This is a genomic window from Lysinibacillus xylanilyticus (assembly GCF_001708185.1).
GTDB lineage: Bacteria > Bacillota > Bacilli > Bacillales_A > Planococcaceae > Lysinibacillus > Lysinibacillus xylanilyticus_A.
In genome coordinates this window covers 213,236-236,567 of sequence record NZ_MDDN01000003.1, presented here as the reverse complement: position 1 = coordinate 236,567, position 23,332 = coordinate 213,236, and the positions used below count along the sequence as shown (strand labels likewise).

The 23,332-nt window shown below is 35.1% G+C and carries 16 protein-coding genes; 3 read left to right on the top strand and 13 right to left on the bottom strand.

The window, feature by feature from the left end:
* Positions 1–184: 184 nt before the first annotated feature.
* The 7 genes from BFJ97_RS24640 to BFJ97_RS08905 all read right to left on the bottom strand — a co-directional run bounded on the left by BFJ97_RS24640 (position 185) and on the right by BFJ97_RS08905 (position 9,021).
* The gene (locus tag BFJ97_RS24640) at positions 185–331 is read right to left on the bottom strand and encodes a hypothetical protein (protein WP_175401721.1); all 147 of its coding nucleotides are present in this window, start codon (positions 329–331) and stop codon (positions 185–187) included.
* Between the two features lie 899 nt (positions 332–1,230).
* On the bottom strand, positions 1,231–2,190 hold the full coding sequence (locus tag BFJ97_RS08930; RefSeq protein ID WP_068984294.1) for a hypothetical protein: 960 nt from the start codon (positions 2,188–2,190) through the stop codon (positions 1,231–1,233).
* A 579-nt stretch (positions 2,191–2,769) separates the two neighbouring features.
* Complete coding sequence (locus BFJ97_RS08925; protein ID WP_068984482.1) at positions 2,770–4,398, bottom strand: amidohydrolase; 1,629 nt, start codon at positions 4,396–4,398, stop codon at positions 2,770–2,772.
* Between the two features lie 31 nt (positions 4,399–4,429).
* The gene (locus tag BFJ97_RS08920) at positions 4,430–4,711 is read right to left on the bottom strand and encodes a cupin domain-containing protein (protein ID WP_068984293.1); all 282 of its coding nucleotides are present in this window, start codon (positions 4,709–4,711) and stop codon (positions 4,430–4,432) included.
* A gap of 39 nt (positions 4,712–4,750) precedes the next feature.
* Positions 4,751–6,205: an MATE family efflux transporter gene (locus BFJ97_RS08915; protein WP_083226969.1), complete on the bottom strand. Its 1,455-nt coding sequence runs from the start codon at positions 6,203–6,205 to the stop codon at positions 4,751–4,753.
* Between the two features lie 43 nt (positions 6,206–6,248).
* Positions 6,249–7,721: an aldehyde dehydrogenase family protein gene (locus tag BFJ97_RS08910; protein ID WP_068984292.1), complete on the bottom strand. Its 1,473-nt coding sequence runs from the start codon at positions 7,719–7,721 to the stop codon at positions 6,249–6,251.
* A gap of 13 nt (positions 7,722–7,734) precedes the next feature.
* A complete protein-coding gene (locus BFJ97_RS08905; protein WP_068984291.1) occupies positions 7,735–9,021 on the bottom strand; it encodes an NAD(P)/FAD-dependent oxidoreductase in 1,287 nt (428 codons plus the stop codon).
* A 182-nt stretch (positions 9,022–9,203) separates the two neighbouring features.
* Here BFJ97_RS08905 and BFJ97_RS08900 point away from each other — a divergent pair, with 182 nt between their 5' ends.
* Positions 9,204–10,436, top strand: coding sequence for a MerR family transcriptional regulator (locus BFJ97_RS08900; RefSeq protein WP_068984290.1), 1,233 nt, complete (start codon positions 9,204–9,206; stop codon positions 10,434–10,436).
* Positions 10,437–10,823: 387 nt separating this feature from the next.
* On the opposite strand, the gene BFJ97_RS08895 is transcribed toward BFJ97_RS08900, so the two are convergent.
* The 3 genes from BFJ97_RS08895 to BFJ97_RS08885 form a co-directional block, all read right to left on the bottom strand.
* Positions 10,824–12,680, bottom strand: coding sequence for an alpha/beta fold hydrolase (locus BFJ97_RS08895; protein ID WP_068984289.1), 1,857 nt, complete (start codon positions 12,678–12,680; stop codon positions 10,824–10,826).
* A gap of 58 nt (positions 12,681–12,738) precedes the next feature.
* Positions 12,739–13,305 (bottom strand): TetR/AcrR family transcriptional regulator, encoded by a 567-nt coding sequence (locus BFJ97_RS08890; protein WP_068984288.1) that lies wholly within the window; start codon positions 13,303–13,305, stop codon positions 12,739–12,741.
* Between the two features lie 632 nt (positions 13,306–13,937).
* Complete coding sequence (locus BFJ97_RS08885; RefSeq protein ID WP_068984287.1) at positions 13,938–14,993, bottom strand: ankyrin repeat domain-containing protein; 1,056 nt, start codon at positions 14,991–14,993, stop codon at positions 13,938–13,940.
* 370 nt (positions 14,994–15,363) lie between these two features.
* On the opposite strand from BFJ97_RS08885, the gene BFJ97_RS08880 reads away from it, so the two are divergent.
* Positions 15,364–15,894: a hypothetical protein gene (locus BFJ97_RS08880; RefSeq protein ID WP_068984286.1), complete on the top strand. Its 531-nt coding sequence runs from the start codon at positions 15,364–15,366 to the stop codon at positions 15,892–15,894.
* 259 nt (positions 15,895–16,153) lie between these two features.
* Here BFJ97_RS08880 and BFJ97_RS24050 read toward each other — a convergent pair whose 3' ends face one another.
* Both BFJ97_RS24050 and BFJ97_RS08875 read right to left on the bottom strand, forming a co-directional pair.
* Positions 16,154–16,333, bottom strand: a complete 180-nt coding sequence (locus BFJ97_RS24050) for a hypothetical protein (protein WP_139114405.1) — start codon at positions 16,331–16,333, stop codon at positions 16,154–16,156.
* 1,646 nt (positions 16,334–17,979) lie between these two features.
* A complete protein-coding gene (locus BFJ97_RS08875; RefSeq protein WP_068984285.1) occupies positions 17,980–19,779 on the bottom strand; it encodes a S9 family peptidase in 1,800 nt (599 codons plus the stop codon).
* Positions 19,780–20,635: 856 nt separating this feature from the next.
* On the opposite strand from BFJ97_RS08875, the gene BFJ97_RS08870 reads away from it, so the two are divergent.
* Positions 20,636–20,911 carry a YqhV family protein gene (locus tag BFJ97_RS08870; protein WP_068984284.1) on the top strand — a complete coding sequence of 92 codons (276 nt, stop codon included), beginning with the start codon at positions 20,636–20,638 and terminating at the stop codon, positions 20,909–20,911.
* A gap of 537 nt (positions 20,912–21,448) precedes the next feature.
* On the opposite strand, the gene BFJ97_RS08865 is transcribed toward BFJ97_RS08870, so the two are convergent.
* Positions 21,449–21,922: a peptide-methionine (S)-S-oxide reductase gene (locus BFJ97_RS08865; RefSeq protein WP_068984283.1), complete on the bottom strand. Its 474-nt coding sequence runs from the start codon at positions 21,920–21,922 to the stop codon at positions 21,449–21,451.
* Positions 21,923–23,332: the final 1,410 nt, after the last annotated feature.

The window sequence follows — 23,332 nt, the reverse complement described above, 5'->3', positions numbered from 1 at the left end:
CCTGAAAAAACTTCAATGCTTACGTTTAAAAACGGATTATTATTTACAATTCCCTCATTATTTAAATGTCTAAAAAGAGAAGTCATTGTACTTTTTGTTGGTTAAGTGTACTTGGCTGGTAGTTTCCATAATGATCTTTTAACCATTTGTTACAGTATCGACTTGTTACATTCTCGATTGTAGGTTATAATCCAAGGCCCTTCATATGTTCCGAAATCTTTTTAATATTTCTTCGATAGACATTCTTAGAATTTTGTGACCATACACTATCCAGTTTTTGATCTAGATATGCTTCTTCTAATGTGCTTTTTTCAGTAATCGTGTTATTCATAATAAATCCCTCTTCCCTTAAAATTACACGAAAAACCCCCAAGTTAAATACAAATTAACATTTAGAAATAACGTTAATTTGTACATCTTGGGGGTTTCCCTTGTTTATATTAGATTTTTGTAATCATAACATATATGGATTATTTGTCAATTAAAAATGGATATTTTCTCATTGATTGTTATTATAAGCTATTGTTTATTGTCTCATGTCTCCTGACCTTCCAGTTAAATACAGAACAACGCTCAGATAATTCGAGAATCATTTAGACGGGTACTTGTTTACATGAATTACTCTCAGGTCAGTTTGAATAATATAAAAAAAGCACTCGAACGTTCCTATTTTTTAGATGATTTCTCCTTTTTTGCATTGATATTAATTTTTGAGTAGAAATTCCAATTTTGAAAACCAACCAAAATATAATGACTACCAAAAGAGAATAGTGTCTATATTCGTCGGGGAGAAACACAGTTAGTAATGTGTAATTATAAAAAATGGTGACATAAACTACTATTCCCTCCGTTTCATTGAGGTTATGGACAGGTCATAAAAATTCCATTCGTGAAACCGTCTTTATTATTAACGTTTAAATAACTTTTAAATCTATTATTCCTGTTTTATCAAAAGGTTAAGTGTTCAGCCGGTGAACGAATAGCACTTTCACAAATTAAACACGAATGTTATAAAAGATTTCAAATAAAATAGTTCGTTAATTATCTTTTATCTGGATTTTTAAAAAATCGTCTCTAACTATATATATTAATATATAAAAACCTAAAGAATTAATTAAAGTATGATACATTTATTAAGCAAAAAAATCACATCTTTTTATCATTATTTTATTATCAATTACTTTTTCAAAATAACCAAACTTGATTTGTACGATCCTTACATTATTTGAATTACGATTTAGATCTCGACATGATTCCTTTTTTAGTAATAACATAATTCTCTGGTAAGCAATTTATGCCTGGATGATTTTCGCAACGTGAAAAAAGCTCTTTTAAATCTCGTTGAAAATCACTACGTGGACGCTTTGGTTCTGCAATTCCCCATTTATCCATGCACTCTAGAATCAGAGCTTGAGCCTCCGGGTATATCCTTGCAGTTTCAAGAAGACAGCCGACCGCCACTGAGCGGGTAGGTTCCTCGTATCTTTTCTTCAGTTTACCAACACAGCTTGTAGTCATATGCCAAAGCCAAACGTGGTAAGTTAGATTACTATCAGGGATAGGTGTATTAAAGAATCCCCTGCGAATGCAAGCCCATAAAGCTAGTATACTATTATTAGTGAGAGTAGAAGATTCGTGGTTATCAACATTGATGACAAGTGAACTTATATGATTAGATATATTAATGCCTCTTTCAGCCAATCTCCACCATATACTGCAAATGAACTCTTTTGTCGGTATATCCTTTCTATAATAATCCGATAACATCAGCTCTACTACCTCCGGTGGCAACGAAACGTTTAAGGAAAATAATTCATCCAACATCGCAGCTGTTCTGTACTGAACATATTGTTCAGAATCTAATGTGTCTCGTTCCTCTTTGTCAATATACAATAATCTAGCGATTGGCGTAAAGTATGGTTGCAAATCAGCGTCCCTACTCAGACTTTCATAAGCCACTTCTAATAAATCAGCAATTAATTCCGGGTTGTTCATTTGAGTGTAAACACCCTTATCATACTTGTAATGACATAAGCTCTCGATATAGCTAACTATCCATTTTGCAGCTTTCGAAGTTTCACCAGATGACAGAATAAAATCAGCAAGGCTAGTCTTCATACTTTGACGTTGAATAGAGTCCCCAGAAACAAATTGCTGCAGCTTATCCGAAATAATATCATCTTTTAACATATCGAATACAGATCCCCTTCATTGACCAGTAAAATTAGTTTTTTCTGATACTAAGCTTATCGCTAGTCCCTACATTTCTAAACATTTTACCGTATTTTAGTAATTATTAATGGAACAACTAAATAGTAACACATACCGAACAGCCCTGCCCAAAAAAACACGAGGAATAGCACATCACCCAATGTTTATTTACGACACTCCCTGCTGAAACGTCCGTTCTTTTTCGCCAACAATCTGAAAAGATACCATTTTTCTTCCAAACTTTGGTTGATGAGGTTTTTGATGTTTTTTTTACATTAAATGTATGTAGATTTAGCCGAAGACTAGTTTGACAAACAGTGACAGCAATCAATTGTTCGACTTTCACTCTGATGATTACAAAGTCATGGATACACAGTTTTGTTGCAAGAACCTAAAGGATTTTGCCTTTTAATAACACAAAAATCCCCGAATAGATCCACTATTCGGGGTTCCGTTCAAAGTAAGGTTCACCTTGATAATTTAATAGGTATAAATCACGTGATTTTTATACTTACAAACTGGCGTATAGGCGTATTCAGCATACTATCATTTAATAATCTATACTCGATTTAGTTCCACAAAATTTTCTTTGGAATAGATAATTTCACCATCGATCATAGTTTTTTCTACTTTTAAATCTTTAATTTGGTCTGGGCTGACATTTAAAATGCTTTCATTAAGAACTACTAAATCGGCTAACTTACCAACCTCGATGCTCCCTTTTATATCTTCTTCAAAACTCGCATAAGCACCATTCCATGTATATAATTTTATAGCCTCCATAACACTTATGCATTGACTGGAACCAATATCCATACCCGACTGGCTTTTTCTATTAACAGCAACATGAATTCCTAATAAAGGGTTAATATCAGTAACTGGCGCATCTGATCCACCTGCTGCTATGATCCCCTGATCAATATAATCACGGGCAGCGTACATATGTTGAACGCGATCACCGTAATGCCTTACATAAATCTCTCCGAATTCATACGGAAATGGAGGATTTGGTATCGGTATAATTCCAAGTTTTTTCATTCTTTCTTGTAAATCTGGCGATGAGATTCCTGCATGCTCAATTCGATGGCGATGGTTTGTTCTTGGTGATTCCTCAATCGCCTTTTCCACACAATTTAAATACATTTCAATGGCTTTATCACCTTGTGCATGTACAGTGAGTTGATATCCTTTTTTATGTGCTTCTCCTAAAACTTCGTAAATTTCTTCCTCACTTTGATATAGAATGCCATAATTGTTTGGGTCACTGTCGTATGGCTTACGGGTCGCAATGGTAGGCCCAGTGCTACTTCCATCTGTAAACATTTTTGCCGGCCCTACTTTAAATCTTTCATCTCCCGTACCAGTTACTACACCAGATTCCATCATTTTATCGACAAATTCTTGGGAGTTATTTATCTGACATATCATTGCGTATACTCTGACACGAATATCCCTGCTTTTCACAGCCTGTTGCAGTATGCGGAAACTATCAGGTCCTTGTCCTCCTGCATCATGTACACTTGTTAAGCCCGAAGCAATGAAATGATCTGAAGCAATTTTTACAGCCTGTCTTTGTTCATCTTCTGTATGTCTTGCAACATCGTTCATTTCCATATTTGCTGCTTCAATTAATTTTCCTGTCAATTTCCCTTCAAGATCTCTTTCAATAACTCCCCCGTCAGGATCTGGTGTATTTTCGTTTATTTGCGCTAGTTCAAGTGCTTTACTATTTAAAACACTGATATGGTTACAAGTACGCGATATCATAATGGGATGTTCTACTGAAATTGCATTCAGTTCATCGATTGTTGGATACCTCATTTCCTTTACAGCGGTTTCATTGAATCCAAAAGCCCGTATCCATTCACCTTTAGGCGTCTCTAAGGATTTCTTTTTCAAATCATCTAATAAAACCTCAATGGAATCGATATGCTCAGCTTTGCAATTTATCGCCAACTGATTCAATCCATAATATGTTAAGTGAATATGAGAATCTATAAATCCAGGAAGAAGTGTTTTTCCTTGCAAATCGATGACACTCGTTTTGTCTCCTATAAAACGATTAACCTCACTATTTAAACCTACAAAGATAATGCGATTATCTTTAACAGCTACAGCCTCTGTTACTGTATTCTTTTGATCTACTGTGATTACTTCTCCATTAATAAATACAACTTCAGCTTCCACTTTTGTTTCACCCATAGTACACCTCCAATATTTATTTCAAATCAATTTCTTGGTTTAATATAAAATTCTTTTTTACAAGGACAGGACAATCCCATTCACAGACAAGATCTTTAGCTAAAGAAACTACCCATCCCTTCGTAAGATGATATTTTTTTTCGTCAACGGTAATGAACACTTCTCCATCTGTTACATAGAAAACCTCTTGTTCTTCTAGGTGCCACATTCCTTTATCCGTTTCACCTACCCATGGTTCCCACGTATCAACACGTAGTTGTTTAGCTTCTTCCTCTGTTACTTCTTTCGCAAAAAACATTTTTAACATCCCTCTTTCGTTTGATAGATTAGCAGGGTTCTATAAACTTAGCTTATTCGTATTCATTTCATTTAAATATTTGAATTCTTTATTCGCACTCATGCCATTTAAATATTTAAATTCTTTTCTAATAAAATAAAGGGCGATGAGTACACCAGGTATTTCTGCAACAGGAGCTGAGTACCAAACACCTTCAACACCCCAGAATTTCGGAAGTATAAACATTAACGGGATCATAAACACTAGCATTTTACTTGCTACAATAAATGTTGCCGTCCAGTTTCGCTCCTGTGCTTCGTAATAGCCAGAAATAAGCGTATTAATCGCATTAAATGTAAACAATAAATTAAAGACGATAGTTGTCCAAACACCTAGTTGATGTAATTCTGGATCTCCGCTGGCGAAAAACGCCACGATTGGATCCGCAAAAATGATAAGCATAGTAGTAGAAATTACAAAGAATATTGTCGTAAAAATGAGTCCGAACTTGATGGCCTCTTTAACACGATCAAAATTACCAGCCCCGTAATTATAACTAATGATTGGTTGAAGTCCTGTCATTCCACCGAGCGCCGCTAAGGCAAGCAGGTTTGTAATATAGCCGTTTTGAATAGTGAAAGCGGCTACGTGCAACCCACCACCGTGTTCTTGAAGTAAATTATTCGTGAATATTATGGCAAAAAACATCATAACTAGACCCGAGAAAGAGGCAAATCCCGTCCAAGCCACTTCACCGATTTTTTTTAGTTGAATCTTAATATCTTTCATTTTTGGCTTTAGTTTTGTTTTACCAAACCAAAAATATAATATTAGTAGGGCGGGAATTGATTGAGCAATTGTGTTGCCCCACGATGACCCCATCATTCCCATGTCAAGTTTCGTAACCATTACCCATTCTACAACTACGGCAACAACAGCAGCCACTAACCAACTGTTCATGGATAATATAGGTTTTTCATCGATAGTAGTTAGAATACTAAGTACAACAGCTAATATCGTTAATGGCAGTGAAATCCATAATAGGCGGCTGTATTCTATCGCATAAGGAAGAGACTCACTGCTCGCACCAAATAATAGCATCAATTCTTTTTCAAAGATCAATCCTAATACAGCTATCAAAGTAGAGACGAATAGTGTGAACCATAGGGTTTGACCCATTATTGATCTACCTTCTTCTACCTTCCCTTTACCTAGTCGGAGAGAAATAACTGCTCCTGCTCCTACTCCAAAAAGAATCCCTACCATACGAGTAATAACCATGACTGTGAAACCAATTCCGATCCCTTCAATTTCTAAAACTGAAAAATAGCCGACGAAATGACCATCAATAAGGGCAAAAACCCCCAGAATCAAGTTAGCCATGATTCCTGCTAAAGCAAACCGAAAATACAGTGAAGGAATACTTTTTGTTCCTAGTATTGAATCCTTCTCCAAGTTATTTAATACTTCTCCTTGATCTTTCTTTAGAGAAGGGCGATTTTCTTTATCCCCCATAGGCATATCCCCCTATATATTCAATTTTATTAGCAAGTTAACTCTAATTTTCATACCAACCTACAGGCTTAGCTTTCTGATGAATATTAATCTGCTTCAATTCCATAAAGTGTTCTAGTCCAGCAACACCCAATGATCTGCCAATTCCACTTTGCTTATACCCTCCCCAAGGGCTATCAATATAAGCTAAGTGATAACTATTTATCCAAGTAATTCCTGCCCGCAATTTACTAACCACACGTCTTGCGCGATCCATATCTTCCGTAAATACAGCAGCCGCTAATCCATAAATGGAATCATTCGCTTTTTGGACTGCTTCTTCCTCATCTTTAAATTTCTCTACTACAAGAACTGGACCAAAAATTTCCTCCTTAACAATACGCATGTTCGAATTTACATCTGCAAAGATCGTTGGAGCGACAAAAAATCCTTTATCAAGCCCATTTTCCGTTATGCGATTACCACCACATACTAATCTTGCGCCTTCTTCAATTCCAACTTTAATGTATTGTAAAACCTCATTCATATGGGACTCACTTGTAAGTGCCCCCATTTCAATGACCTCACTTTCCCCATTGCCAATTACAATTTTGTTTGCACGTTCTGCCAATCTCTCTACAAACCTACCATAAATACTCTCATGTACTAGTAAACGTGAAGCGGCTGTACAAACTTGACCCGCATTGTGGAAAATGCCGAACATTGCATTTTCGACTGCCGTTTCAAAATCCACATCATCAAATACTATCAGTGGTGATTTCCCCCCCAGCTCAAGCGTGACATTTTTCATATTGCCAGCAGCAGCTCGCAATATGCTTTGTCCAGCTGTTGTTCCGCCGGTAAGGGTTACCTGGTCAACTTCAAAACTCTCAGCAAGCTCGTTCCCCATTTTGGATCCAGGTCCTAAAATCAAATTGGCCACACCTGCTGGAAGACCGACCTCTTCGAAAATTTCAAATAATTTGTATGCGCTTACAGGAGTGACTTCAGCAGGCTTAAGTACAACTGTATTTCCTGCAGCAAGAGCCGGAGCAATAGACTGAGCAGCTATCATAAGTGGAAAATTCCATGGGACAATTAAACCACAAACACCGATCGGCTCCTGAGTAATAATCGTTTCCGAAGAATCCTCGCGGTTATAGGATGTCTCTTTAATAAGTTTGATCTGGTCTCCATAATAGCGGAAGATTTGAATAGTAGCGGGAATATCCACATTTGTCGTTGCACGGATAACCTTACCGTTATTTTCCGTTTCCAAGAGTGCTATTTCTGCCGCCTTTTCTTCAAGACGATCTGCTATCTTATAAAGATAATTCGCTCTTTCATCTGCTGATAAATTTGACCAGATGCCACTATCAAACGCTACACGAGCTGCCTTGATTGCCAATTTTGTATCTTCTACTGTTCCACTAGCAGCCGAAGCCATTACCTCTCCAGTTGCTGGATTTAAAATGTCTTTTCTTCCACCTGATAACGATTCTCTCCATTGCCCATCAATAAACATATCAATTTTCATTTGTATCTCTCCCTTATCTAATTTTATCTAGCACTTTGAATCCGATATGTGCGAGGTTTACTAACATCGTTTTTTGATTATAAAATGGGATTGTTTTTAAACGTTCCTTTTCAAAACGATATCCTCCTGCATCTCCCGTAACAATCCATTGAGCCAATAACTTACCGAACAAAGTGCTAAGCGATGCTCCGTGTCCAGAATAACCTGTTGCAAAATAGGCACCTTCTTTAGATCTACCTATAACCGGAAAAGTGTCCATAGTTACTCCAATAAATCCACCCCATTGGTAATCGATCTTGCTTCCAGCCAATTTTGGCATAGTTGTAACCATAGCATTATAAACACTCTGGTAGACGCTATCTCCTAAGTTGGGTCGGATATCCCCCCCTCCAAAAATCATTCGATTATCAGGTGTACGACGGAAATAGTATAAAAAATTGCTTGTATCGAAAACCATACGATCTTTAGGAATAACGGCATTTAACAGTGCTTCCGGAAGCTGTTCTGTAGCAATAATACGTGCTGAAATAGGGAGTACACCTTTGTTTAACTCATTTACGATTTTCCCGGAGTATCCATCTGTAGCCACAATAATATCCCTCGCCGTAACAACCCCATTTGCTGTTACAACTTTCACACTTGATTGGTCATATTCAATTGATAGCGCTTTCGAAAACTCAAAGATTTTTGCACCAACTGATTTAGCGGCTTCTGCCAAACCAATTGCATAGTTCAACGGATGGAATGAGTAGCTTGAATTGTCAACTAAGCAACCATGATAAATTGGAGAATCAATCTCTTCATGTAACTGACTTTTATCAAGTACACTTGATTCATATCCGAAATTTTTATTTAAGTATTCGCTTTCAGCTTTCAATCCTTCAAAATGTTTCGCCTTGAAAGCTGTTACAATATGACCTGTCCTTCTAAAATCACAGTTAATTTGATGCTCTTCTATAATTTCTTTTACTAGCTCAACACTAAGTAATGAAAGATTATTTAGTTGTTCCGCCTCGACAGACCCATATTTTTTAGAAAGTTCCTGCATTGTTGGTTTATAGCCTGGTAAGACCATTCCACCGTTACGACCGCTAGCACCATATCCAATCGATTCTTGTTCAAGCACAATAACGCTTCGCCCTAATTTTTGTAAATGATACGCAGAAGAAAGACCTGTAAATCCTGCGCCAATAATAACGACATCTGCCTCTTGATTTCCTTCAAGAGAATTCTCTTTTTTATAGCTGTTTTCAGTCGCTTTCCACAACGAAAGCGTATCCATTCGATCCATTTTATTCATATTGTAATTCTCCTTTGTTGACTAATATGTTAAAATTACCCTAACAATATTCTGATTATTTAAACTTATTAGATTTATCATAATATTTGGAGCTGACTCAAGGTCAATAGTCTTTTTTCACTTTTTAGACACATTTCAAAAAAAAAAGTGGAGTAACTCCACTTTTTTACTGGGGGGAATTTATGAAAATCGGTACATTTGCAAAGATTTACAATGTTTCAATCGATACTGTTCGTTATTACATCGAACTTGGTTTGTTACTTCCAGACAAAAAAAACACTCAATATCAAATGAATCAATCGAGCCACGATGATATGATTTTTATTGCTAAGCTAAAAAAGCTCCATTTTTCACTGCTAGAAATACAACAAATTCTATCGTATCAGCGTGTTACAAATTTCATGGACCCTGAAGATCTCGTCTACTACAATACCTTGCTAATCGATAAAAAGGACCAGTTAATCCAGAAAAAGGACGAGTTATCAAAGGCAATCCAACTAATTGATAAATCGATTCACACTAAAAATTCTACGTCCGAAAAGGAATATTTAAAAGGTGTCCCGCTATCCTTTGTAAATATTCTCTATTGTCCAAAGTGCCACATCCCACTTGAAATGAAAGATGTTTCGATTAGTAATAATTCCATTCAAAAAGGTTATTTAACTTGTACTTGTGATTACGAAGCAGTTATTGAAGAAGGTATTATCATCACCGCTAACTTGTATGAGATTTCTCCATACCCGTCCTATTTTTACGACATACAAACAATTAAAGAGATGAATCACGGGATGATAAATTTGTTTGAAAAAAGTAACTTTTGGTTTCAAAAAACACTACAAAATATAGATTTGAAAAACAAATTAATTGTGGAAACCAACATCGATGCTTTTGTGACACTACCCAAATATAGTGATAATTTTGACTTGAGTGCATCCTATGTATTCAGTGGTTACTCACTTGAGATGCTCAAGAAGGTTAGAAAAAGGATTGAATGTATCAATCCTTTACTTAACGTACTTTATATTTCTAATTCCGATTTAAACCTGCCATTAAAACCGCTTAGTATCGATGTTTTTGTGGACAGTTTTACAACAAATGATTTTTCATTACTCAATCCACAGTTTCCTATACCTATTCTAAAAGACCGTTTCCACAGCGATTCAATTATCGTTGGGGGTTACTCTTATTACGAAAGTTCGTCCAATTCATTGAAAAATATTTCATCCATCTATCCAGATTCTCACCAACACATTTTATATCCAAATTACATAGAGGAGAATTTATTAGTCAATAGCTTTCAAATAACACAAAGCGATAATATCGGTTATTGTACAGATCCTGGACCTTTTTTTGATTATCATGTTAAGGATGAAAAGTTCCACATGTTAATGTATTTAGCCCGTTCGGTAATGTAGAAGATTAAAAGGACACATCTCGCCAATTTTTGAGCGAAATGATGTCCTTTCTTCCTTTCTTATCTACTGAAAAAGTCCTGAAATGACTGCCCAGACTTTTAGTAGAAGTTGTGTTGTATTTAGCGCTTACTTTTAAATAATACAAAATCTTATTGCATTCTTCTCCACTTTCACAAGGTGATTACATGCCATGCGTAAGGAGCAATACTTTGTTCAATTCGCATTTTACTACCTCAGGATACTGATATGTACGCTGTAATTGATTAGCTGTTAGATTCTTAAGTAAATATATCCAGCGTTCAAGTAGACAATCTTTTTTTCAAACAGTACGACTTTATTTCAAAGACACAACGATCTTACTACACGCTTTTTATTTATCCTACACTCTCATCTGCTAGTACTACTATTTTTTATTATCAAATTAGCCGTTTCACTTGGATGGTTAAGAGGAAAATGATGACCATATGGAACAAAATCAACCTTACCCAGATGCGAAGGAGCAGAATAGCCTCTGTCATAATCCCCCCAAATAATGCGAAGATTATACTTTGTTACTTCATTGAAATCACCTTGAACGTTTTTCAATAGTAAACTGTTAAGCTGAACCGTAGTATTTAAAATTCTAGGAGAAGTAAAACTGTTACTTATTTTTTCAATATAATGTTCAGGGATGCTCTCCGTACTTTCAAATAAACCATTACTTAATAAAAAACGCTCGATCAAATGAGTAGTTGCCAATTTCAATGTCCATTTGTTCATAAATTGAGGAACATTTATCGATTTAGCATTTTTTTTAGCAACTGGTGGCTGAAGTAAAGTAATTGTAAACTTCTCATCTATATACTTTTGTACTAATGCTTCCAAAAGAATATACGCACCAAATGAATGGCCAATTAGATGGGCACCGTTAGTAGCTTTCTCCAATAAATTTTTCACTACATTCAAATAGATATTTAAAAGATTTTTCTCTCGTTTAAAAGGAGAACGTCCCAAACCTGGAAGGTCCATGATCCATACAGGTCGACCCGTTTTTTCATGAAGCTCTTTCCCTAAAGGAAATAAATCCTCTCCATCACTTAATAAACCATGTAATAGAATAAACGGTTTACCCTTTCCTTCTGTTTGATAAATGGTCGTATTATTACATAATGTTCGTTTATATAAATGACTGTGCTGGCCATTTTGATACATCATGCGATAATCCAGATCAGCTACTACGGCTGGGAAAAATTTCATAACATTTGTCTCCTTAAACCAATCTTCTCCCATAATTTTTTTCACTGAACTATTTGAAAATGTTCGTTTTGTAATAAAGTTCAGCCCATCAGCAGGAATTTGGGTTATTTTGCTTACGCCACTATTCATAAGTGCTTTCATAAATGGCAATGGGGCAGAAATTTTAGGTGCAGTCATATTCATACTTTCTGACATAGCATCTAATAATTCTGAAATATTCTGATCATGTTGTTTATCTTCAACAAGTGTATATGTTTGTATAGTTGGTTGCTCCAATCTGAAAACCTGCACAATAAACTTTGCTAGTTCATCGTTTTCAATAAGTGGTAATCTATATTTCTTACCTCCAGGGATCACTGGCAAGAGCCCTTTTCGCATACTCATCACAAGCAATCCTAAGTTTTCTGTTTGCTCCGTACTCCCTGTTTTACTACTACCAACTACAGTTGGTGGATTAATTACTGAAAGCGGATAACCTACTGTTGATGCCTGCTGACGGATATAAAGATCTGCTAAAAACTTTGTTCTCTCATAGGGATTTTTTATTTTCAAAAAATTGTTTCCTTCTTTAAACACATCTATCGCAATCTTGCTATTTTTATCATCAAAGGGACTCATATAGCCTACAACATGAATAAATTGTTGCAATCCCTTCAATTGGTGAATATTTTTAGCGAATTCACTAATATGTTGGGCACCATTCAAAAATACAGAAGCTGCCTCTTTGCTAGTCGCTTGAATATCCATGGGGCCTCCTGCGTGAATAATCACATCCGTTTTCAATACCAACTCCTTATCTTCAGCACTTAGACCTAAGTCTATTTTCGTTAAATCACCTTCAATAAAGTGCATATCTGTCTCTTTTAAGATGCCTCTTTCTTGATAAATGCGTGTTGCTTTACTTTTCGATCTCACTAAAAGAAGAATTGTAACATGCTCTTTGGCTAATTCCTTCACTAATTGCTTTCCGATAAAACCTGTTCCACCAGTTAAAAATACTGTTCTCATAAAAAATCCTCCTTGTAGTACTGTTTAGTACTAATTTGATGTAAAAAAAATGCTTCTTTTATCGAAGCAAGTTAAACAAATGATCTGCTGTTTTCATGATTACAGTTGCATCCTCCAGTGTTTCTGAAATAAATAGCGCTCCTTCAAGATTTGTAATAAAAAGAGATGCAACCTCGTCAATATTTATTGTCTTTCTAAATTCACCATTCTCTACCCCTTGTTTAAGTAATAGAGAAACTTTCGTTTGTAATCCTTGAAAAAAAAGAGCTATTTTTTCTTTTACTTTTGTGGCATTTATAGGGCTTTGAATATAAAGCGTAATAAATGGACAGCTCCCCTTATATTCTCTCGTCTGAACTCCTTGTGATAATTGCTTTAAAAACAGTTGGATACGATCTTCAACTAATAATTGGTTTTGAGATAGTAAGTCATCAATTGCAGATTGATACATTTCAATCCAATAATCAACGACCCCTTCCAACAATTCTTCCTTATTAGAGAAGTGATAATACACATTAGACTTTGAAACTTTGCTTACACGAACTAATTCATCCATGCTTGTATAAGCAAACCCTTTTTCTAAAAATAATGTTGCAGCTACTTCAATCACACGTTTTTGATTCATTAATTTTCTCCTTGTTATAATTAGTACTGTACAGTACTATAATAGGCGTTGCAAGTATTTTTGTTAGTTTAATAAAAAAGTTGATCAAAAAAGCTATACTTTAATTGATTTTACTGCTAAAAATGAATCTCATTTTGAACAAAGTTGAACTGAACCCCAAAACTGCTTTGGATGGCTTGCCATTTTTCACATGTGTTTTAACGCTAGGTTCATATATTTTTGAAAGAAAAAAATATGTTTTTTTGGAAGATACATACGAATTTACTTTTGTAGTTACTAAATTGTTTAGAGGAGATGCTTTTATGCCCATTCAGTACAGCATATTCGACATGTTACATCAATTATCTCAATAAATGGAAAATGATTACTGATTGATCCGATGTTGAGTGAAGCTGGTAAACTTTCACCAGTCCCTTTCACTAGAAATTATCGCAGAAATTCATTGACTTCATTGACTTCATTGACTGTTTTACTTCACATTTTCGAAGATGTAAATGCTAACCTTCTAACACATCCCTACACGCTTCACGTTGCATCACTTACGGCATACTATCCACTTATCTTAGCCGTTAAGTGCTTAGAAAAGTGGATAGTATTGTTTATAAAATTGTTTATTGGATTCGTTAAATATGTTAGCGCTTATATTCGGGCTGTTCTAAAATAATCGGATTCGGATTGCTAAGTACCCATTGCACTGCCAACTCGCATAGTCTCGCAGGTTCCTCATCTCCATTGCCTTTGTGAAGTTCTTTCGCTAAAGTGATAGACTCCTGAAGTACAGCGGGATGTAATGGTGTACCTAAGCTAAAGTAATGGTTCAAACTTTTGAGCATTTTACGAAAATCATTATCCCAGTTGATGCCGCCGTTATCTAAAATTTCGTATGAGACTTTACCAGTAATACGAATAACCTCTCCTTGTACAGTTTGCGCATGTCCTTGCGAAGGAATTAATAAATTCCATAGTTCATTATGTTGCGCCTCCCAGCCCTTTGTAGATACTGTTATTGGAGACGTACCATCATGCGTTTTTCGCTTCTCTACTGGTGGAACATCAAATAGCTCATAAAGACGGGAAAGTGCCTCATCCGTTTCGTTCAAATATTCTTTATTAAAACCTTCTCTGTGAAATTCGAAGTCTTTTCCAATTCGCTTAATAGAATTTTTCATTTTCGGCGTTACAGCTATACCCGCGCTCAGAAAAATCTCAGAAACTTCTACTAGATCAACAATATTTATATTTCTACATACTGCTAAAGCTTTGTCCAAAGGCGTCTCATTCATCATATTTACCGCGCTAATATTTGCGCCTTTAGAAATCAATGTGCGCACCGCATTTGGTTTAAAAAAAGCAGCCGCAGCAAATAAAGGTGTTTCGTTTTGATAATCCAAGGCTTCTATATCTGCACCTAACTCAAGAAGCAATTCAATATTCCCCCGCCGACTTATTGCCTGATTATGTAAAGCCGAACTTTTGTAATTGTCTCTCGCATTTATATTTGCCCCCTGTTCCACGAGCCAGCGAACCAATTCATCCGGTACATTGAAAAAACTTAATGCTGTTGTTTTACTATAACCACCATATGCATCTAGCTCGCACTTTGTAAATACCTCTTGTAATGCCGCAATATCACCTGCTTCAATTAGTTCATTAAAATTTTTCGGTAACGTTTTTCTCTTCCTCGCCATATGTATTTTTGCTCCTTACATTAGATTATTGAATTATAGTTCATTACGTCATTTACCATATATATCAATCTATATTCTAACATGTTATAATTTCTTTGCTAAGAGAGATACTGAAAAGAAGTTACACTTATGCAACCGTTTTGGGAAAATGACTATAAAGAAGATGGGTACTACGCTTTTGGTAATCCAAGATAAAGTAAAAGGTCGTTTAATCATTCGTGTTTTTTTCCTCCTCTCGGCGAGAAAGCTTTAGAGTAATTACGCTTATAATAGTATCCTTGACTCCAATTAGGAATATGATTTATATAACTCTAACGGGCAGTATAACGTGGTATAATTTGTACGTAATAGTGACGAGGTGATCATTTACATGGGAAACACAATAACTTTATGTGACAATTGCGATGAAAAAATTGTTGAGTCACTCTCTATGTCCAATGGCGCCACTAATGTGTTTCTCGATGTACTAGCATTAAGTGGGTCAGACTTAGCAGTAACAGCCAGAGAGAAAGAGTTTATCGTTTGGTTGAATCAAAGAGATCAATCAGTTGTAGGTATTGGAACTGTGGGTTTTAGCATTAGTGAGATGCCTTGGACGAAAAGGGATTTTATCGAGCTAAAAAGATTTTTGTTGTCTGTTATTGATGGTGCAATTAATAAATGCAGATGGGAAGATTTAAATTACACCCCAAATGAGTACATGGTAGTAAGGAATTTAAATCATTTATGTTTATTAATAACTAATTTTCATGAAGAATTTGTAGATGAGAGTTATTACACTTACTGGGTTACAGACGAGTCAGATGAGGAATCTACAATACCTATTGGTTTCCCAAAATGTTCGAACCATAAAGTTCTTCTATCTTGTCATGGTTGCCTATTATGTAATAATGGCATGTAGTCTTACGCTAACAGGCACGATAGTTCATCAGGTAAAAGAATCTTTACTAATGCATCTCAACTTTTAAACTTTCTTTACCAACAGTGAGCAACACATTGGTGTTGGTGGGCCTGGTTCAGTACGCCGCGTTACATCATTAATATGATGGTCGAATTAATGATGCCAACACCAGAAGATACCATCATCGATCCAATAAAATGTTCAGCAGATTTTTTTCCTCATTACCACCTCGTTAATCCATATAGCGACTATTATGTTGTTAGTTCTCAATTATTATTTTTGTATTTTCAATTGTTACGTTTTCTGTTTCAGAAACATTCCTAATAGAATCATCAACTATATGTTGAATCAAAGTATCATCAATTTTTACATTCTTCGGTAAACCTACTGAACACGTTAATTCAGTAGTGCCGCCATCTAATATCATAACAGCGCTCAATTTTTGCATCAATTGTAATGTTAGGATATATTTCTTGTAAGCTTGAAGTAATAGCTATCATTAAAGAATCACCAATAGCTAGCATACCATCACTTGTTTCAATCTCGCATTGATTATCTACTCTAGGAGATTCTTTCTCAGCTATTTCCAAATCCTTAACAGGTTCTATACTTTACTGTTCTTTAACGCTGTGAAACGTATCGAGATTCAGTAACACGTACCGTTGCCCATCTCGATCGCTCTCACAGCGCACAATAAAAGTATTTAGCGTTTCCTTATTTTACATAATCCAGGGTGAACACCTCAATGATTATCTACAACTATAGACTACAGCTTTTCCTTATTCCTTCAATATTTGTATGTATTAAATAACTCATAAGCAATATATAATACTATCCGTATCTCGGTTTCAACTTTGTTATTTGTTCACTCTTATGAATATTGGGCAAATCTACATTAAACGATAATTAGCATTATTTAAACGAATAATCCCCTTTTGTACGATAAATTATAAGAAGTATCCGATTATTAATAAGTTGTGATTAAGGTATTTATATTATGTAAACTAAAATTATTTGGCGTGGAGGGGGGCTTGGATATTTCATTTCCCCATAGAACTTTTCAACTTGCACTTGTGAAGATCCATATGCTTTTACTTTTCATGTAAACGATAACGTTCCTCTTTTACGATTCGATAATAGAATGATTTTGTACAGATCCTAATTATTGAGAGGTTTTATACTTGCATTTACAACGCAGCCCATCGATGAATTTGTATTGTATGTCGAGATTGAAAAAAACTTCTCGGTTAATAAAGTCACTAGTTATGAATACGATTTACAACATTTCTTAACTTTTTAACGGATCATGGCTGTTCAACCTGTTTAAACGATACCACCAAGACCCTAATACGTTGCTTTATCCAATATCCATTAGGATCATTAAAAGAAAAACCTCGCTCGGTGAACTGAAAAATTGCTTCCTAAAATCATTTACTAAATAATATCTAAAAGAACACTGCCTTGCTAATGATTTTACGCACGGGATTGAATCATCAAAGACTGATGATAAATTCCCAGTTTATATGACATTAACGGATCTACATTAGCTATTTTGCTATTTAGAACGCGACCAATCTCGTTTTTCTATCTGAACATTTATGAAAATCATGAAGCATTTGATTCACCCTGATATAGTTAGCGACGATTGTTTGCTAAAATCCTATCAGAGGATTAAAAACGAACTTTCCAAAAGAAATAAATACAGATGTTCGTTTTTTTACTATTGAAAGTGCTATTTGTCCATCGTCTGGATCATGCATAAATCGAATAAAACACGAATGTTATTATGGGAAGTCATCTAAAAGAAAATAATAAAGGTAGTAGTGTATGTAAAATTTTGTATTTTTCTATATGGATAAGCAATAAACAATTGTCTAAATTTATTTTTCAATATATGCCTACGTTCCCTACTTTTATATGCTAGTGTAATATCTTGAAGTAGGATAAATGTCTGTTTCACTCCCCCCATACAACATGTGCGGAGTGTATGGGGCAACACAATGGATGTTGATTGGTTTATGTAATTGACTAGGTCCTACCAGCGTAGAACCCAGTTTTTTCATTTAACTTCAAACAGTATTTCCGTTATGCTTTCACTTTAGATCCAACGAATTGATTCAAAAATGAGAGGATTTTTTGATAGACAGCAATTTCATTTTCTTTTTTAGAGAACCCATGTCCTTCGTCTTCAAGAAGCATGTACTCGACATCACGACCTTTATCTTTTAAAGCTTGCACGATTTGATCAGATTCCTCTTTCACAACACGTGGGTCATTCGTCCCTTGGATAACTAGCATTGGTTTGACCATGGTTTCTAGATACGTTAATGGTGAGTATTCAATGAGTTTTTGCTTGTCTCTTTCAGGGTTTCCTACCCATTGATCCATAATTGGCTTCCAGTCTTCAGGAACCGAGTTGATAAATGAGAACAAATCAGATGGACCAAATATATCCACTACGGCTTTGAAATAATCAGCATGTTTACCGTGAAGCAATAAGGCCATGTATCCTCCATAACTTCCGCCCATCAATAAAATATTGCCTTGTTCCGCGTAGTTGTTATCAATGAGCCATTCGAGACCAGCTACATTGTCAAGGCGTGGACCGTGTCCCCAATCTCCTTCTACCATTTTCGTGAATGCCAATCCATATCCTGTCGAACCTCGGAAATTCGGAGCAAAGATGCTATACCCATGATTTAAAAAGAATTGGAAGGAAGCTCTAAAAAATTTACGCTCTGCAGCTTGCGGACCACCATGCGGCCAAAAGATGATTTCACCATTATCATTTTCCTTTTTAGCTTTGAAAAATAAGGACTCAATTTCAAGTCCGTCAAAAGAAGAATAAGTAATCACATCCGGCTCAACTAATTCGCTTTGATCTACACCTGGAACTGTGTATTCCGTTAAAGATGTCCATCCATTTTCCTTAAATTGATAAATATTAATCGGCTTCGTAGCACTTCTTCCTAATAAATATAAACTACCGGATTTTGTGACTATAAGCTTTTCGATGACACTGCACGGTGAATCTAGTTCTTCCCAATTATTCGATAGCAAATCAAGCATGTATAAATGATCTTCTACACCTTTTTCACTAATTACATACAAGCACTGCTTTTCTTTGTTATATTTCAACGTAGTAAAGCTTTCATTCTCTAAATCTTTCAATTTTACAAACTCATTTGTCTCTAAATTATACGAAGCCAAATACGTAAAATCAGCATCGTAATTCGTTAATAAATAGATGAGCTCGTCGGATACAAAAACTGCGTCACTGACCGTATGTTGCTGATCTGTTGGTGGTGTCAGAAGAATATGTTCCTCTCCTCGTTTGGCGTATAGGAGTGTATACGTATTAGCAAAATGTTTATAGTAGAGGGCTACCTCTTCATTTGGGCTAAAATCGATTAAAAAAGTTGGCGCATCTTTTCCCTCAAGAACTGTTTCTTCCTCACCAGTCACCAAGTCATAGGCATATGCATTTAAATACGTTGGATTTCCTTTCGAAGATGTATAATAAAGCTTGTTCCCATCTTCGGATAAAATTGGCCCGGAATTGCGAGTTCCTTCTTCATAAATAATTTTCTTCATTGTCCCACCTTGAAGTGGAAGTCCATAAAATTGCGTATTTTCGTTCCCGTTTTGGTCAAAACCGGCAATGATGAACCGTCCTTGTTTATCATAGAGAAGACCTTGACAGCTCTGGTCAATAAAAGTAAGCGGCGTCGGGAACGTATTTGGTAAATTCATGGCCCATAAATTATACTTGCCACTTAAATTTGTACTGAAAACTAGTTGTTTTTCATCTGGACTAACCGCAAAATCACCAATCGAAAATGTTCGTAAAAACTGTTCTACATCTGGTTTAGAAAAAGATAACATAATGAAAACTCCTTCCTTTTTAAAATTGAGAGAAAAGTCTATCTTTTTATACAATACCATTATTAAACTTTAATGTATAACATATGGTAATTTAATGTACTACATGTTTAAACCTTTGTTTATCATAAAAATAATAATGAGTACTCCTGTTTGAAACGTTTTCGATGATTTAAAATAATATCTCAGTCGTGTTGATTAGGGAAAAAATGGGTTTATTATTGAGCGATGAAAAGAATTTTTTGTTACCACTTTGCCAATGTTTTACCATTTTAACTGATTGTAGTGTAGGGCTACTCGACGAAAAGCGTATTCGAAAAAATCCCGAATACGCTTCATTTAATCTCCCATCGTTTCTAAATAACCTTGCTGTAAACATGTATCCGTCAAAAACTGCCTAATCCCCGTAGCAAATGACAATTCAATCGTACTACTCGTAACGGCTAATATTTTCCCTTCTATATTGGGATCTGCAGTTAATTAAACCCTCTATTTAAAACCTTGAATAATAGTTATTCACGGATAAAATTCTTTGGAATTATTTTTCGTTTCAATTGAGATATTTGTAAAGCTTGCATCTTTTATAAGTACTATCTTTCCCATAAATATTTAGGATTTTATTATATGCACCTATACTATTTCCTTAGAAAATGGATTAATAAAACTGATTCTATTAATACATTCTTTGAACTTTTAATTAGAAAATCACTTATTAAATTAATACTATAAAGCATAATATAACAAGAATATTTGATATGAATCATACATATATTGTTTTTAGTATTTCATTAAAACAGAAGTCTATAGTTATCCTAATGATGGAATGATAATATAAGCGAAAATTTTCTATTAAGATAGGATGATGACAATTATTGAAAAATCGGTTCTTGCTATGGTTATATTACGGGTATTGTCTGGAAGTATTGAAGTAAGTGCTGGATTGTTGATGCTAAAGTTGAATAATTTAGAAAAAGCATTCTATATTAATACAATGCTTGCATTGGTTGGTCCTACAGTTTTAATCGTAACGACAGCAATTGCATTATTTGGACTAGCTGATAAAATTCCTGTGGCGAGAATCATTTGCCTATTTACGGGAATAACACTTATTCTTATTAGCTCACATATTAAGTAATAACAAAGAAATCCTAAAATTATGATTTTCCTACTAATGTTTTTTTACAGTTACTAGAAATTCTACATTGCTGTAGCGTTTGACGACGCTGCGTTTTTTTATGTATAAGTAACCTCTCTGTACATGCTGCCATTGATGAATTTGTTTTGTAGAACACCCCCAATCACGTTTTTCGATGCGGAATGAGCTAATGTTTAAATTGTTAGCAACAACAAATAATAGAGCCTTGCTACATTTTATTGTAGTAAGGCTCTTTAAAGTTGTTTAATTCCCATCAAATAATGTATTTGCGCTCAATATCAATCTTTCTTGAACAAACACTCCCGTTAGCCATCCATGTAGTGCAAAAACAAGCGCTACATCACAGAAGATGAAAGATGATTAAGTTCTTTCATAGGAGTATAGGAAGAACATAGAAGCTAATTAAACAATGAGTCCGATAGTTAAAATGATTAAACAGTTCTGTTTCCCATTATTATGTAGAAAGACAATTTTGAAACGATAGATCCCATAAACCATCTTCTAATATTCTCGTACTTATACTATATACTTATTTAATATTTCTTCTGGAATATGACAATAATCATTTGGACATCTAGCTAACCTATCTTGATGTTCTTCTGCACTTCTTACATAGTTTGTAAGAGGTAAGACTTCAACCACTATAAGGTCATAATCATTTCTCTCACTAAGAAATGTCTTCGCCTCCTTTAAGTGTTTAGGATTATCACTATATACGCCTGTTCTGTATTTCTTGCCCACATCCTGTCCTTGTTTATTCAAACTGTAGGGATCAATGATTTCAAATAAATATCCCATTAATTCACTGATTGTTACAACTGTCGGATCAAATCCTGTTTTTACACATTCGGCGTACCCATCATAATCGCCCTCAAGTGTATGACTTGTTCCATTAGCTCTACCTGCTTCTGTAAACGTAACTCCAGGTAGAGTTTTTATAAAAGCTTGTACTCCCCATAAACATCCACCTGCCAAATATACTACTTCCATATTGACACTCCTCTGTTCAAAAAATAAGATCTTGTTATTGTGTTGCAGAAAGTGTGTTTAATGCCTATATATAATACAACTATTAATACAGTCACTAGTTATGAATACGATTTACAACTCTTCTTAACCTTTTTATCGGATCATGGCTGTTCAACCTGTTTAAGCAACAACAGGTCTAAGACGCTCTGAACTTGTTTCATTAACATGGGAGCAAATTGATTTGATTAATGAAACGATTTGAATAGATGGAAAAGGAAAAAAGAACAGATATTGCCCCTTCATCCACACTTAATCCCGCTTCTGGCATCCTATAAAGCTTCTTTAAGGTCATATCAAATTTATCCATCAGAACCTGTTTTTCTAAATAAAAATCGTAAAGCATTAGAGCCGGGGAGGTTTACATTTCATCTTTAAAGATGTGTTGAAAAATGTATTTCTTCATTTTCACTCATCGTACCCCTTATATTTAATAATTAGTATTTAACAAATCTCAAAATAGCAACAGCTTGTCACCTTTTATGCGCTGAAATTATATATTCTCCAAAAAAGAAAATTTAACATTCTAATTGCTAGTTTAATAAGACACCCCAAAATAAGATAGACCTCAAAGGAATTAATAATAAATCTATGCTAAACTTTAATAAGACAATAGAAGCTGTCCATAGTATCTATGCATAAAATGGACTTTTGTTGTAAAGATTAAAGTAATTCATTGATATGTTTATTCTATTTGCATACAATGAAGATAGTAAGATTCATGCGTGATGGATCTACAGCAGTACGCGGCGATTGGGTGGCTCCCAATCGCTTTTTTTGATTATTTTTCTAAAAACAACGGGTTGGCTAGACAAAGCGGTGAAACGTAAGTTTTTTACAGCATCATCCGAAAAAGACGATACACAGTATCGATAAAACGGAATAAATCCGTAACTTGGCGAAAATGGCTAATCTTTTTTCACGTTTCTTTTTCGTTTCAGCCTTGGCCTTTTTAACGCGTGATGGATAAGACACAGCAGCACACCTCCTTCCTAAAAAGGAGTCAGTTGGATGCTGTGAATCTATTGTAACACGAAATAGAATTGCATTTATTTAATGATTGAAAAACGAAAATGAAGGAGTCAATTATCTTGCCCACTTCAAAAGTACTAGCTTTATACCTGTAATATATGTTTCTTCATACGTTGAACAATGACAAAGCAGTCGCCCTCGAATCACTTAACAAGGAATTGCAGCTTGTCGAGCAGTGGCTGCTATCCTCTTAAATAAACTATTTAGGTCATACGTCCAACCCAAACTCAGATATTAGGCATAAACTGGTTATATGTATACTTTTAGAAAGGGGGAATCTGACTTATGCGATATATGGAAGAAATGCCTTTCTATGGCCAGAATACAAGGGGTCTTCAAAAT